At 66.7% G+C, this 13,995-nt stretch carries 11 protein-coding genes; 10 read left to right on the top strand and 1 reads right to left on the bottom strand.

Going from position 1 to position 13,995, the window contains the following annotated elements; all coding sequences use genetic code 11:
- The first annotated feature begins 15 nt into the window (after positions 1 to 15).
- The 3 genes from MYL53_RS05405 (at position 16) to MYL53_RS05395 (ending at position 5,717) form a co-directional block, all read left to right on the top strand.
- A complete protein-coding gene (locus tag MYL53_RS05405; protein ID WP_247852565.1) occupies positions 16 to 2,385 on the top strand; it encodes a DUF3141 domain-containing protein in 2,370 nt (789 codons plus the stop codon).
- A 231-nt stretch (positions 2,386 to 2,616) separates the two neighbouring features.
- Positions 2,617 to 5,256: a type I DNA topoisomerase gene (gene topA / locus MYL53_RS05400; protein ID WP_247852564.1), complete on the top strand. Its 2,640-nt coding sequence runs from the start codon at positions 2,617 to 2,619 to the stop codon at positions 5,254 to 5,256.
- Positions 5,253 to 5,717 (top strand): DUF6586 family protein, encoded by a 465-nt coding sequence (locus MYL53_RS05395; protein ID WP_247852561.1) that lies wholly within the window; start codon positions 5,253 to 5,255, stop codon positions 5,715 to 5,717. The genes topA and MYL53_RS05395 overlap by 4 nt, the downstream gene beginning before the upstream one ends.
- A gap of 57 nt (positions 5,718 to 5,774) precedes the next feature.
- On the opposite strand, the gene MYL53_RS05390 is transcribed toward MYL53_RS05395, so the two are convergent.
- Positions 5,775 to 6,230: an ion channel gene (locus tag MYL53_RS05390; RefSeq protein ID WP_247852560.1), complete on the bottom strand. Its 456-nt coding sequence runs from the start codon at positions 6,228 to 6,230 to the stop codon at positions 5,775 to 5,777.
- A 165-nt stretch (positions 6,231 to 6,395) separates the two neighbouring features.
- On the opposite strand from MYL53_RS05390, the gene MYL53_RS05385 reads away from it, so the two are divergent.
- The 7 genes from MYL53_RS05385 (at position 6,396) to cpaB (ending at position 13,872) form a co-directional block, all read left to right on the top strand.
- A complete protein-coding gene (locus MYL53_RS05385) occupies positions 6,396 to 6,863 on the top strand; it encodes a 2-hydroxyacyl-CoA dehydratase (RefSeq protein WP_247852559.1) in 468 nt (155 codons plus the stop codon).
- A gap of 152 nt (positions 6,864 to 7,015) precedes the next feature.
- On the top strand, positions 7,016 to 7,648 hold the full coding sequence (locus tag MYL53_RS05380) for a L,D-transpeptidase family protein (protein ID WP_247852557.1): 633 nt from the start codon (positions 7,016 to 7,018) through the stop codon (positions 7,646 to 7,648).
- 156 nt (positions 7,649 to 7,804) lie between these two features.
- Positions 7,805 to 8,068, top strand: coding sequence for an Lpp/OprI family alanine-zipper lipoprotein (locus MYL53_RS05375; protein ID WP_247852556.1), 264 nt, complete (start codon positions 7,805 to 7,807; stop codon positions 8,066 to 8,068).
- A 425-nt stretch (positions 8,069 to 8,493) separates the two neighbouring features.
- Entirely contained in the window at positions 8,494 to 10,293 is a 1,800-nt protein-coding gene (locus tag MYL53_RS05370; RefSeq protein WP_247852554.1) for a collagen-like triple helix repeat-containing protein, read from the top strand.
- A gap of 407 nt (positions 10,294 to 10,700) precedes the next feature.
- On the top strand, positions 10,701 to 12,383 hold the full coding sequence (locus tag MYL53_RS05365; RefSeq protein WP_247852553.1) for a ShlB/FhaC/HecB family hemolysin secretion/activation protein: 1,683 nt from the start codon (positions 10,701 to 10,703) through the stop codon (positions 12,381 to 12,383).
- 230 nt (positions 12,384 to 12,613) lie between these two features.
- Positions 12,614 to 12,850, top strand: a complete 237-nt coding sequence (locus tag MYL53_RS05360) for a Flp family type IVb pilin (protein ID WP_247852552.1) — start codon at positions 12,614 to 12,616, stop codon at positions 12,848 to 12,850.
- 53 nt (positions 12,851 to 12,903) lie between these two features.
- On the top strand, positions 12,904 to 13,872 hold the full coding sequence (cpaB, locus tag MYL53_RS05355) for a Flp pilus assembly protein CpaB (protein WP_247852550.1): 969 nt from the start codon (positions 12,904 to 12,906) through the stop codon (positions 13,870 to 13,872).
- Positions 13,873 to 13,995: the final 123 nt, after the last annotated feature.

Below are 13,995 nucleotides of genomic sequence, written 5' to 3'. Positions count from 1 at the left end.
TGGAGCGTCGATAATATGATTCCCCTCATGCCGACCCTGCCTCCCGCCCTGGCGTCCTGGATGGACCCCTTCGGCTTCGGCCGCGCCGCCGTCGATTACTGGCGCGACGGCCTGGAGCGCAGCACGCTTTACCTGGATGTCATGCGCCAGCGTGGCAACCAGTATCTGGAACACATCGAGAAGACCAAGCCCAACGTGCTCGGCTTCGAGGCCGAGGTCGTGCACGACGGCCGCGATCTGCCGCGCCCGGTCAACTACGAGCTGCTGCGCATCCTGCCCCCCGAGGGCGTCGAGACCGATCCGCTGATGCGGCCCTTCGTGGTCGTCGATCCGCGTGCCGGCCACGGGCCTGGCATCGGCGGCTTCAAGCCCGACAGCGAGCTGGGCGTGGCACTGCGTGCCGGCCATCCCTGCTATTTCATCGGCTTCCTGCCGTATCCGGAGCCCGGCCAGACGGTCGAGGACGTGGTCGAGGCCGAGGTGGCCTTCCTGCGTCACGTGATCTCGCTGCACCCGGACACCGCCGAGAAGCCGATGGTGGTGGGCAACTGCCAGGCCGGTTGGCAGATCATGATGGCCGCGGCGCTGGAGCCAGAGGTGTTCGGGCCGATTCTGATCGCCGGCGCGCCGCTGTCCTACTGGGCCGGCCACCGTGGTCAGGCGCCGATGCGCTACACCGGCGGGCTGACCGGCGGCAGCTGGATCACCACGCTGCTCAGCGACCTGGGCGACGGCCTGTTCGACGGCGCCTGGCTGGTGCAGAACTTCGAGCGGTTGAATCCGGCCAACACCTGGTGGAGCAAGCAGTACCACCTTTATTCCCACGTCGATACCGAGGCCGAGCGCTACCTGGACTTCGAGCGCTGGTGGGGCGGCCACGTGGTGCTGGGCGGCCAGGAGATCCAGTACATCGTCGACAACCTGTTCGTCGGCAACCGGCTCTCCACCGCCCAGATGGTGACCGCCGACGGCCGGCGCATCGATCTGCGCAACCTGCGCTCGCCGGTGGTGGTGTTCTGCTCGCGCGGCGACGACATCACGCCGCCGCCCCAGGCGCTGGGCTGGGTGCAGGATCTCTACGAGGACACCGACGACCTGATCGCCAATGAGCAGACCATCGTCTACTGCGTGCACGACACCACCGGGCACCTGGGGATCTTCGTGTCGGGCAGCGTGTCGCGCAAGGAGCACGCCGAGTTCACCGCCAACATGGACTATATCGACGTGTTGCCGCCGGGGCTCTACGAGACCGCGATCTCGCGGGCCGAGGATCGTCCCGACGCCGAGCTGATCGAACGCGACTACCTGCTCGAGTTCCAGCCGCGCAGCGTCGAGGAGCTGGACCACGAGATCCAGCATCGCGCCGACGACGAGCGCCGTTTCGCCACCGTGGCGCGAGTCTCCGAGATCAACCAGGGGCTTTATCGCGCCTTCCTGCAGCCCTGGGCGAAGGCCCTGGCCACGCCCGAGTCGGCCCGCTGGATGCGCCGGATGCATCCCAACCGCCTGGGCTATCGGCTGCTGTCCGATCGCAACCCGCTGATGGTGCCGGTCCCGGTGCTGGCCGACCGGGTGCGCCGCGACCGGCATGAGGTCGGCGACGACAACGTCTTCCGTGCCCTGGAGGGCGTGGTCTCGAGCCAGATCACCCATGCCCTGGAGGCCTGGCGCGAGCTGCGCGATCGCAGCCTCGAGCGCTGGTTCCAGGACGTCTACGGCCAGCCGCTGCTGCAGGTGCTGGTCGGCCTCGGCGGAGATGCGCCGGTGCGTCGTCATCCGGGCGCCGAGCCGGAGCAGCGTCGTTTCGTGAAGCAGCGCCACGAGGCGATTCGCACTCGAGTCGCCGAGGGCGGCAGCCACGAGGCGGTGATGCGCTCGGTGATCTACGTGCTGGGCGGCGCACCGGCCACCGACGGGCGCAATTTCCAGCGCCTGCGGGCCTCGCGTGCCGAACTGGAGCCGGACGCGCGGCTGGCCGACTTCAAGCACCTGGTGCGCGAACAATTCTTCATCCTCGAGCAGGATCGCGAACGGGCGCTGGAGGCGATTCCGACGCTGTTGAAGGGGCTCGGCGCCGACGAGATCGATGCCCATCTGGCGCACATCGATCACGTACTGGCCGCCAGCGGCGAGCTCAGCGATCATGCCGCCAAGCGCTTCGCACGCATTCGCGAGCTGTTCGAGAGCGCCCGGCCCGAGCCCACGTCACCACCCTCCATGCCTGACGAGACGCCCGGGGCATCAGGCCAGCCCGGGGCGGCCAAGGCGGCCGGGAAAGCGCCATCCGGCAAGGCGGAAAACGCGTCGGCGAAGAGCGGGACGCGCCGCAGCGGTTCGCGTCAGACTGCGGCACGGCGTCGCAAGCCGCCCGAGCCCAAGGGCTGACATTCTCGTGCGTCATCTGCCGCGCCCCCGTCGGATTTCCGACGGGGGCGCCTGCGTTGGGGGCGGCGCTTGCCGAGGCCAGGGCGGCGGTCTAGGGTCAAAGGCCCGGCGACCCCGTGACTGGCGTGTTGATTGGCGCTGGGGTAGGGTAAGCGCATTTTTCACCCGACAGCGGGTGACCGATTCCGTTCGACGCGGGCCTCTCCCGCGCCTACTGACGTTTGGAGCACTATGGGCAAGTCTCTGGTCATCGTCGAGTCGCCGGCCAAGGCGAAGACGATCAACAAGTATCTCGGCAACGACTACATCGTGAAGTCGAGCGTGGGGCACATTCGTGACCTCCCGACCAGCGGCTCGGGCAAGGCGGCCTCGGATCCCAAGGAGCGTGCCCGGCAGGCCGCGGCGACGCGCAAGATGTCGGCCGAGGAAAAGGCGGAGTATCGCCAGCGCAAGGCCCATGATCAGCTGATCCGGCGCATGGGTATCGACCCCGAGCACGACTGGGAAGCCAACTACGAGATCCTGCCCGGCAAGGAGAAGGTGGTCGCCGAGCTGCAGAAGCTCGCCGCGAAGGCCGATACCGTCTATCTCGCCACCGATCTGGATCGCGAGGGGGAAGCCATTGCCTGGCACCTTCGCGAGACCATCGGCGGCGACGAGTCGCGCTATCGGCGCGTGGTGTTCAACGAGATCACCAAGAATGCCATCCACGAGGCCTTCGAGGATCCGGGACAGCTCAACATGCCGCGGGTCGAGGCCCAGCAGGCGCGTCGTTTCCTCGATCGCGTGGTGGGCTTCATGCTCTCGCCGCTGCTGTGGGTCAAGATCGCCCGCGGGCTGTCCGCCGGCCGCGTGCAGTCGGTGGCCATGCGCCTGATCGTCGAGCGCGAGCGCGAGATCCGAGCCTTCGTGCCCGAGGAGTTCTGGGACGTCCATGCCGATCTCAAGCCGGCCGACGACGCCAAGGCCGAGCCGGTGCGCTTCGAGCTGGCGCGCCAGGACGGCAAGGCCTTCCGCCCGACCTCGGAGGCCGAGACCCTGGAGCGCATCGAGGGGCTCAGGAAGGCGTCGCTTGCGATCACCTCGCGTGAGGACAAGCCGACCCGCTCCAAGCCCAATGCGCCTTTCATCACCTCGACGCTGCAGCAGGCCGCCAGCGGCCGCCTGGGTTTCTCGGTGAAGAAGACCATGACGCTGGCCCAGCGCCTTTACGAGGCGGGCTACATCACCTACATGCGGACCGACTCCACCAACCTCTCCCGCGAGGCGGTGGACGGCGTGCGCGACTTCATCGGCGAGGAGTACGGCGCTCGCTACCTGCCCGAGGCGCCCAACCGCTACTCCAGCAAGGAGGGCGCCCAGGAGGCCCACGAGGCGATCCGCCCCTCCGAGGTGACGCGCCGTGCCACCGATCTGGCCGGCATGGAGCGCGACGCCGAGCGGCTCTATGAGCTGATCTGGCGCCAGTTCGTGGCCTGCCAGATGACCCCGGCCGAGTATCTCTCCACCACCCTGACCGTGGCCGCCGACGGCTATGAGCTCAAGGCCAAGGGCCGGGTGCTGAAGTTCGACGGCTATACCCGGGTCATGAAGCCGATGGGGCGCAAGGACGAGGATCAGTCGCTGCCCGATCTGGCCGAGGGCGCGGCGCTGACTCTGGAAGCGCTGGACCCGCAGCAGCACTTCACCAAGCCGCCGGCCCGCTACACCGAGGCCAGCCTGGTCAAGGAGCTGGAGAAGAAGGGCATCGGCCGGCCGTCGACCTACGCGGCGATCATCTCGACCATCCAGGATCGCGGCTACGTGACCCTGGAGAACCGGCGCTTCTACGCCGAGAAGCTCGGCGACATCGTCACCGAGCGGCTCAAGGAGTCGTTCCCCGACCTGATGGACTACTCCTTCACCGCGCGCATGGAGGACAGTCTCGACGAGGTGGCCGAGGGCGAGCGCCGCTGGCGCGAGCTGCTCGATGCCTTCTACGCCGAGTTCCGCGAGGAGCTCGACGAGGCCCAGAGCGAGGAGGGCATGCGCCCCAACCAGCCGGTGCCCACCGACATCGACTGCCCGAGCTGCGGGCGCAAGATGCAGATCCGCACCGCCTCGACGGGCGTGTTCCTGGGCTGCTCCGGCTACAACCTGCCGCCCAAGGAGCGCTGCAAGACCACCATCGACCTGCTGCCCGGCGACGAGGCGGTGGCCGCCGATGCCGGCGAGGATGCCGAGACCGATGCGCTGCGCGCCAAGCACCGCTGCCCCAAGTGCGGCACGGCGATGGACAACTACCTGATCGACGAGACGCGCAAGCTGCATGTCTGCGGCAACAGCCCGGACTGCGACGGCTACGAGGTCGAGCAGGGCAAGTTCCGTATCAAGGGCTACGAGGGCCCGACCATCGAGTGCGACAAGTGCGGCAGCGAGATGCAGCTCAAGAGCGGCCGCTTCGGCAAGTACTTCGGCTGCACCAACGAGAGCTGCAAGAACACCCGCAAGCTGCTCAAGAGCGGCGAGGTGGCGCCGCCCAAGATGGACCCGATCCCGATGCCGGAGCTGGCCTGTCAGAAGGTCGACGACCACTACGTGCTGCGGGACGGGGCCAGCGGCCTGTTCCTGGCGGCCAGCAAGTTCCCCAAGAACCGCGAGACCCGTCCGCCGCTGGTGATCGAGCTGAAGGCCCACGCCGCCGAGCTGCCGGACAAGTACCGCTACCTGCTCGACGCCCCCGACGCCGACCCGGACGGGCGCCCGGCCCAGATCCGCTTCTCGCGCAAGGCCAAGGCGCAGTTCCTGATGACCGAGGATGAGGGCAAGGCCACCGGCTGGAAGGCCACCTTCGACGACGGCAAGTGGCAGGTGGAGGACAAGCGCAAGTGACACCGAGAGCCCGCACCAATCAGCTGCTCTACCAGGCCGAGCTGCTGCTGGCGACTCCGGCCGGCGACGACGAGCACGCCGAGGCGCGTCGCATGGCCGGCGAGGAGGGCGCGCTGGCCATGTTCGAGCTGGCGCTGGAATCGCTGCTGCGCGAGGTGACCGAGCACGCCATGCTCGCAAGTCACGACTGGCGCGAGCTGCTCGCCCCCGGCGGCGAGCCGCTCGCCGAGCTCGAGCGCCTGCGCAGCCTGGCTCGGCGGCCGGACAGCTGGCTCGCCCGGTTGATCGCCCGCCTCGAGGCGCTGCATACCAGCGACGGCGTGGCGCGTCGCGCCAGCGGCGCGGCCCAGGGCATCATCGCCGTGGGCAGCGCCGCCTCCCTGGGCGATGAGCTGCGTGACGGCCTGACGGCCGCCAAGCGCGAGATTGCCGAGCTGCGCCAGACCAGCGAGGAGTGGTAGTACGGCCACGGCCCAGGGGCGCCTTCGGGCGCTCATGGATCGCGGTCGTTTCTATTGCTAGGTCTGGTCGTTCCAGTGTCGCTGCATCTCCAGGAAGGTCAGCGATGCCGACCAGGTGATGAGCATGAAGCCGGTCAGGGATTCGGTGCCCATCAAAAAGCGCAGCGGCCCCTCCGGGAAGACGTCGCCGTAGCCCAGCGTGGTGAAGGTGATGGCCGAGAGGTAGATGTAGTCCAGCCCGTTCTCCATGGGCGTCGTGCCGGCCACGGCGCCGGCCGTGGCGTCCGTCAGCCACCAGGCCGCGAGGCCGAACAGCCAGATCTCCAGCACATGGGCGGCCAGCAGGCCGTACATCAGTCCCAGGAAGCGCCGCCGTCGCGACGCCGTGGTGCGGCGCATCCGTCGGCTCAGCACGCTCGATGCCTCGAAGTGCAGCAGCACGCAGGCCGCCACCACTACCAGGGTGACGACGGCCACCATCACGTGGCCAGGGTCCAGCAGTCGCTCGATCAATGCGATCTCCTCGTCTTGCACTGTTCTCGTGCCGCGGTTATGCCCGCGGTACGAGGCGGCCTTGACGTGCATCAAGCCGCCGTCGCTGGTGTCTCGTCTAGGATATCAGCAGCGAGGGCGCGTCCTGTCACGCCCCGTGGCATCGCATTATCGGGAGGAGACGTCATGCGATTCCATCAGGTTAGAGAATTGTTGCGTTGGGCCGCGGACTATCACGGCCGCCTCGAGGCGGCCTATACCAAATGGACCGGGCATGAAGATGTCGGTGAGCGGCGACGCATGGCGCTCGACTATCTCGCCGAACACGAGCGCCGGATGCGGCGCGAGCTGGAAGAATACTTCATCGAAGGCAGCGCACATCGCCGCGTGCTCGACACCTGGTTCGACGATCCGGAGGACTTCCCCCATGCGCCGGTGCTGGAACGCCTGCCGGGCGCCGATGAGGGCGAAGGGCTCGAGACGCTGCTGTCGACGGCGCTGGCGCTGCATCGCACCTTGCAGGACCTCTACCGCCATCGCGTCGAGCGTGCCGCCAGCGAGCCGGAGAGCGAGTTCTTCGAGGCGCTGGTACGGGCCGAGGATGCTGAAGTGCGGCGTCTGGTGCGCGATATCCAGCGGCTGGACGCCTATTGATGATCTCGGCGCGGGGCGTCCGGCTCGAAGTGTCGCTCCCGGGCGACAAGGCGGGCGACAAGAGTGGCGACGACGGATCGCGCGTCACCGCCTGACATCGGCTCGCAGATGCGATATAACGGCCTCCTCGATTTTCGGCTAACGACACATCCATGACGCACAACCGAGCCCAGCGGTCGCCGCTGATGACCCGACGGCGCTTCGGCCTGCTGGCCCTGAGCCTTCCGTTCTGGTCGACCGCCGCCCCCGCTTCCACTCTGATGAGCGATCTGCTGGCCCAGGCCAGCGCGCCACGCTCGCCCGGCGAGCTCTGGGTGCTGGTCGACGACAGCGAGTCCAAGCTGAGTATCTTTCGCGGCGACCGGCTGGTGGACCGCTTCTACCCGGTATCGCTGGGCCGCGGCGGCGCGCGACCGCAGCGCGTACGCGGTGACCGTGCCACGCCGCTGGGCGAGTTCCGGGTGATGCGCTTCAACTATCACAGCAAGTTTCACACCTTCGTCGGCCTGGATTATCCCACGCCGGCCCATGCGCGGATGGCGCTGGAGGCCGGCGTCTACAGCCAGCAGGATTACGACGACTACTTCAGCTATTATCGCCGTCATGGCTCGCCGCCCCAGGATACGGTGCTGGGCGGCTATATCGGCATTCACGGCCTGGGCGTGGCCGATCCGGAGATTCATCGGCGCTTCAACTGGACCGACGGCTGCGTCGCGGTTACCGATCGGCAGATTGATACGCTGTCGTCGATGATCGACATTGGCACACGGGTCGTCATCCGCTAGGCTTTATATGCGCTAAGGACGTTCTAGTCGGAAAGCGCGCGTCTGGCGCCTCCGATTCGCAGCAAGTGATCTTGCTGCAGTAGAACCTGCGATCGCAGGACGCCTGGACTTCAGGCATCACCAACGCAGTACCAAGGAAGACTCAAGGAGAACACCATGACTCTCAAGACTACTCTGAAGCTGTCCGCCGCTGCCGCCTCTCTCGCCGTTCTGGCTGGCTGCGCCTCCTCCAGCGCCCTGGAAGAAGTTCGCACTACTGCCGAGTCTGCCCAGGCTGACGCCGCCGAGGCTCGCAGCATCGCGACCGATGCTCAGAGCACTGCCAACCAGGCGCAGCGCGATGCGCAAGCGGCTCTGCAGATGTCTCAGCAGAACCGTGAAGAGATGAACCGCATGTTCGAGCGTTCCATGCGCAAGTAAGTCGATGCTGCATCGGCCGGGCGCCTAGCCCGGTCGTGCCACGACTTCGGCCACCCCTCGCAAGAGGGGTGGTTTTTTTGTGTCTGTGATTCTTGCCAGCGAGACGAGGCGAGGAGAAATGGGAAGGTGAGATGAGAGGTCGCCTGCTCGTTGCGCTGTGGGAGGCGTCGATACTGGTGAGTCCTCGGCGTCGCTAGTGCCGTCTGCTGGTGTAAGTGATCTCTTATCATGGCGTAGATAATGATGGGGAGGTCTTGTAAGTTTTCTTTTTTATCAATTGCTTAGGAGTTTTTGTAAGAGATTTCAGACGGTTTGAAAGACCCGCGTTCCTGCATACGCTTCCGGCTGCAAGGCAGTCATTTGGCACTCGATATCTCCCCGACGAGGCTGGTGCCACCGGAAGACATAAATAGAGGATCGTGACGATGGCAGGGACTACTGGACTTCAGACTCGGCTCTTTCCCCTGGCGGCTCTGGTGCTGGCGATTTCGCTGGCCGGCTGCAGCGGGAGCTCGGACATTTCCCAGCCGCTCGACGGCGGCGACGGTGGCATGGAAGCTGGCGACGGGAGCGGTAGCGGTGATGGCACCGGTGGCGACGGCAGCGGTGGCGATGATGGCTCCGGCGGCGATGGCACCGGCGGTGATGGTTCTGGCGGCGATGGCTCCGGGGATGGTTCCGGCGACGGCTCCGGTGGTGACGGTTCCGGCGGCGATGGCTCCGGTGATGGAAGCACCACCTCGTCCAGCCTCGAGAGCGTGATTCAGGATGGCAGCGACGCCACCGGCAGCGTCGGCGATACCGTTACCACCCTTGGCGGTACCATCCAGCAGGTCGATGCCCCCTTGGTGGGCGGCGTGACCGACGGCAGCGGTCAGGTGCTGAAGGATCTGGGCGACGGCGTCAACCTGCTCTCCGACGGCCTCAATGACGGCCTTGGCAGCCTCAGCACCAACGACAATGCCCTGGGCACCTCCCTGGCGGGCGCTTCCGGCCTGGTGTCACAGACCGGCGTGGCGGTGAGCGACGTGGGCGGCATCGTCGAGGGCCTGGGCTCGCTGCCGGTGCTGGTTCAGGTCGAGGACGGTACCGGTCTGCTCGCCAGCCTGGGGGGTACGGTCGACCAGCTCGGCGGTACCGTCACCGCGGTGGGCGACCAGCTGACCTTCACCCTGACCGATGAAGACGGCCATCTGGCCGGCCTGACGACCGAGCTGACCGCCGTCGTCCGCCCGCTGCTGGTGAATGTCGAGGGCACCACTCAGCGCCTGGGTGATACGCTGGTGGTCGGCCCGGTGGGCGACCAGCTGCTGGACCAGGTCGGCGGTGCCGTGGTGCTGCTGGGCGAGCGCGTGGGTGACAACGTTCAACTGGCCGGTGTCGGCGATCTGGTGACCTCGACCGGCCAGCTGCTGACGGATGCCGGCGGCCTGCTGACCCAGGGAGAGGACGGTTCTCTCGAGCTGGCGCTGCCCGGCGCGGAAGGCGGCCTGCTGGACACCGACAACGGCCTGCTGAACGGCCTCGACGGCCTGACCGGCGGCCTGCTGGTGGGCGAGAACGGCCTGGTGGTCGGTGACAGCAGCCTGCTGGCCGCCACGCTGTCCGCCGAAGGTGGCCTGCTGGATGACCCGACCGGCGTTCTTGGCGACCTCGACGGCGGCCTGCTGGGTGGACTGCTCGGCGGTGATGGCGGCCTGTTGGGCGGCGTGACCGGCGGTCTGGACGGCGGTGGCCTGCTCGATGGTGGCGATTCCGGCCTGCTGAGCGGTGTGACTGGAACCACCGACGGCCTGCTGGGCGGTGATGGCGGTCTCCTGGGCGGCGTGACCGACACCGTGGATGGTGTGACCGGCGGCCTGGTGGGCGGCGACAGTGGCCTGCTGGGCGGTGATGGCGGCCTGCTGAGCGGCGTGACGGACACTGTCGATAGCGTGACCGGTGGCCTGGTTGGCGGCGATGATGGCGGCCTGCTGAGCGGTGACGGCGGTGCGCTAGGTGGCGATGGCGGCCTGCTGGGCGGCGTTGCCGACACCGTGGATGGCGTGACCGATACCGTCGACGGGGTGACCGGTGGCGCGCTGGAAGGGGTGACCGGCACCGTCGATGACGTCGCTCACGGCCTGCTGGGTGGCAGCACCGGTGATGAGGAATCCGGCACCGACGGTAGCGGTGGATTGCTCAATGGCCTGCTGGGCGGCAGTAGCGGCGGGGGCCTGCTCTGATCGCGATTGAAACCACTCGGCGATAGCAGAAGGCCCGGCAAGCGCCGGGCCTTCTGTCGTGTCGAGCAGACGCCTCCATCATTTGCATAGCTCATGTCGGGCGTGGCCGTGATGATGGTCGTCAATTTTTCTTCGGTCCATACTTGTCATGGATCATGAAATTTGTACTAATCTAACTTCAGTCTTCGGTATGAAGTCGATTGAGCAAGGCGGCGTAATTTTTTATTGAATGCTCAAAATATAATATCGGCAGCGCATGCCGCGACTGAATGTCATTGCAGGGAAACGTTATGATGCCAAGGCTCGGCGCAGAAGTGTTATCGGTACACAAGTTTGTTGTTGAAAAGTTAGGAATAAAAAGAGTCCGATATAAACTCTTTTCACTGGCTGCCATGTCCGCATGTTCGATGACCGTGACGCTAGCGCAGGCGGATGACCTGCCATCGCTGATCAATGAGCGTCAGCCGACGATGACGCCCCCGGTTCAGGACGTGCTGGAGCGTCAGCGCGAGGGCGGCGGCGAAGTCAGCCTGCCGGAAGCCGCCGGCGCCATCGGGCCGGACTCGGAGGTGACGGTCTCGAACGTCCAGATTCAGGGCGGCAGCGTCTTCGATCTCGATACGCTGAGTGCGCCCCTGCAGCCGCTGGTCGGCCAGCGGGTTCGCGTGGCGCAGCTGATCGAAGCCACCGAGCAGATCACCCAGCGCTATCAGGATGCCGGCTTCCCGCTGTCCTATGCCTATCTCCCCGGCAATAACTTCCAGAACGGCACCCTGACGGTGGTCGTGGTCGAGGGCTATATCGCCCGCACCGAGATCGCCGTCGAGGATGCCGCGGTGGCTCAGCGCGTTCGGCGGCTGGCCGATCGGATGCGGGAAGAGCGCCCGCTGACCCGCGAGACCTTCGAGCGCTATACCGCGCTGATCGAGCGCATCCCGGGGGCCCGACTGGCGGTCAAGGCGCCGGTGCCGCGCACGCCATCGGGGGCCACCACGCTGCGGGTCGAGCAGCGCGACAGCGACCGCGTCGATGCCGGGCTGGCCCTGGGCGGCGGTGACGAGAACGACACCCAGGTCATCGGCAACCTGGCCTTCCATAGCCATACGCCCTATGCGGAAACGCTGTCCTTCGCCTATCTGCTGCCGGTCGACAACGACGATACCTTCTACGCCGCCCAGTACCGGCAGGAACTGGGCACCGACGGTCTGCGCCTCAACATGAGCGCCCAGCGCTTCGAGGGCGATGACGAGCAGCCCGTGCTGGTGGAAGGGCGGCCTTATGAGGTCGATCAGGAAAAGGTGCGCGACCGCTACCGGCTTGGGCTCGACTATCCGCTGCTGCTGGAGCGGCGCCGCAGCTGGACCGTCGATGCCAATCTCGAGCATCTCGACGAGACGGCCGACTATCGCTATCGCTCCGAGATGGGGCCCGAGCTGCGGGCGAGGCAGGATCTGCGCTACTCCACCCTGGAGCTGGGCACCCACTATCGCCAGGGCAATGCCGATCGGCGCCTGGAAGGGCGCGCAGAGCTACGCCAGGGCATTGATCTGGGCGGTGCCGAGACCACCACCGAAATCCGCAATGTCGCCAATGGGGTGTCGGTTGATGGCGAAGGCCAGGAAGAGCTCGAGTACACCCGCATAGAGCTCCAAGGGCGCTGGCTGGAGGCACTGACGCCCAACTGGCGGCTGTCGACGCGGGTGGCGGGTTTCTGGTCGGACGACCGCCTGCCGGCGCCCGAACGGGGCAGCTACGGCGCCAGTCGCTTCGCTCGCGCCTACGACGACGGCGAGGCCGAGGGGGAACGCGGCTACGCCGGCGAGGTCGAGCTGCGCTATCGCCAGGCGCTGGGGGTCTCCTGGGCCTCGCACCTGGAGCCCTACCTGGTGATGGACGGTGCCCACACCGAGTTCAACGACAGCGCGCTGGAGTACGACCTGGCCTCGGTGGCCACCGGGTTCGAGCTGAGCAATAGCCGCCTCTATCGGGTGGGCATCGAATACGCCTACCCGATCGGCGACCGGCCCTCCGACCTCGATTCGCGGGAGGGGCGGGTCAATGCGCGCCTGAGCTGGGACTTCGGCGGCTAGCCCGCCCCGGGCCAGGCGGCATTGTTGGTAATGTCGTCGATACGAGTAGGTGATGTCTTACAAAAGGCCGGCCCAAGCCGGCCGATATAAAAAAGAAAAAGCGTCGATACGCAGGAAGTGCATGAACGATGTCGGTAAAGAAAATGTTGCCGGCAGGAGCAGGGCTCCGACGCGGGACACGTCGGTGCGGTGGAAAAGGAAAGCAGGACTCAACCAAGCGGGGAATTCTTATGAAACGCTTCTCTCTCTCAAAAGTGTTCGGTAAAGCTCATGCCGCTATGGCAGCCAGTAAACTCAATACTCCAGTCTTTCGTCGACAGCGAGGGGCGACAGCAATTGAGTACGCTATTATCGCGGCCGTTCTGGCAGTGGCTATTTTTGCAATTTTTGGGGGAGATACGGGTGGTTTTAAGACTCTACTAAATAACCTTTTTAGTAGTGTGGAAAGTGCTGTTAGTTCGTCTTGAAAGTGGCTGGCTAGAGCTGTCTTAAAAATGTATATCAAATCAGAGGCAGTTATATGTCTCCCAACTTGCTAAAAGGCATCGCCGCCTTATTGGTGGCGGTCGCCATCGGCCTGGCCTTCGTGGGCTGGCGGATGGCTAACGAGGTGCCGGAGACCGTGGCCACGGCGCCGGCGGTCGAGGCCGTGGCGCCGCGGGCGGCCGGGCATGCGGTACTGACCGCGGCCCGGCCGCTGGCGGTGGGCACGCGCCTGGAAGCGCCGGGCGAGGGCCAAGCGCCGCTGGTGCAGGCCGTCGACTATCCCGAGCCCCTGGACGACAGCTTTTCCGATCTGGCCGAGGTGGAAGGGCGGGTGCTGACCCGCCCGCTGGCCGTGGGCGACGTGCTGCGGCCTTCCGATTTCGCCGCCGGCGGCCTGCTGGCCGAGGCCGTGCCGGCGGGCATGCGTGGTATCGCCGTCAGCGTCGATGAGGTGATCGGCGGCGGCGGCTTCGTGGCCCCGGGCGATCGCGTCGACGTGTTCTTCTACGCCCAGGACAGCGACGGCGAGCGCACGCGCCTGGCGCGTCGGGTGCTGCGCAATGTCGAGGTGCTGAGCTACGGCAGCGCCCTGAGCGGCCAGCCGCCGGCGGAAGACGACGAGGGCGGGGCCAAGCGCAGCGGGCGGACCGCGGTGCTGGCGCTGGACGAGCGCCAGGCGCCGCGGCTGCTGCTGGCCGAGCAGACCGGGCGGCTGCGCCTGGCGGTGATCGGCGCCGAGGAGCGGCGCGCCGCGCTGGAGCCGACGCTGCCCGAGGCCGGCGACGACTGGCTGATGCCGGCCTCGCTCGAGACCGGTCGTGACGTGCACGACGAGACGGCCGACGCCGAGCCGGACGATCTGGGCGAGCCCGTCGACTTCGACGCCCTGATGGGGCGCGAGGGCAAGGCTGCCCCGGCCCGGCAGCCGACACCTCGCTCCGGCGGGCGCCAGGTGGTCCAGCAGGTCGGCGGCCAGGTGCGTACGGTGAGCGTGGGCGGCTGAGGTGTCGCCAGCGTCGCACGATAACGATGCCCACGATAACGATGTCAAGGAAGAAGCAGGGAACCGCATGCAACGAGCGATGAGTGGTGTTTTCCGGTGGTCGTCGGACCTTCCCCGTCGAGC

The organism is Halomonas getboli (genome assembly GCF_023094245.1).
GTDB lineage: Bacteria > Pseudomonadota > Gammaproteobacteria > Pseudomonadales > Halomonadaceae > Halomonas > Halomonas getboli.
Note: the sequence above shows the minus strand (reverse complement) of the source record. Positions and strands in the feature narration are given on the sequence as shown.